Consider the following 542-nt stretch of genomic DNA (forward strand, 5'->3'; position numbering starts at 1 on the left):
CAAGTTGACTTTCCGCTCGCGCGGATCTTTCTGGAAATTCTCGTTCAGCGAGAGACTCGGGTCGCCCGGGAAGGCATCGATGTGTTCGAACATGGCAAGTCCTGGTCAATCGGGAGGAAACTGGCGCGCCCTGACGCGCCTCAATGTGCCGATACGCCGCCGGGCGTGGCACCGTTGGCGGGGCGTGAGCGCAAACGATACCCGATTCCGAGCACGATCAGCCACACCGGAATCAGATAGACGGACAGGCGCAGCTCGGGCGTCAGGTACATCACCACCAGGATCGCGGCCAGGAAGACCAGGCTCAGGTAGTTGGTGAGCGGATATCCGAGGCTGCGGAACTGCGTGGGCTGGCCCGCCGCGCGCTTGGCGGCGCGAAAGCGCAGGTGGATGTAGCTGATCATCCCCCAGTTGATGATCAGCGCCGACACCACCAGCCCCATCAGGAAGCCGAAGGCCTTGCCCTGCATCAGGTAGTTGAGCAGCACGCAGATGCCGGTGGCGACCGCCGACACGGCCAGCGCGGCCACCGGGATGCCGCG

General features: G+C 64.4%; 1 pseudogene. It reads right to left on the reverse strand.

The annotated features are described in order from the left end of the window. Positions 1-140: 140 nt before the first annotated feature. A pseudogene (locus HW466_RS31175) lies at positions 141-542 on the reverse strand (aromatic amino acid transporter AroP); the annotation flags it as partial.

This window comes from Burkholderia territorii (assembly GCF_902833055.1).
Classification (GTDB): Bacteria; Pseudomonadota; Gammaproteobacteria; order Burkholderiales; family Burkholderiaceae; genus Burkholderia; species Burkholderia territorii.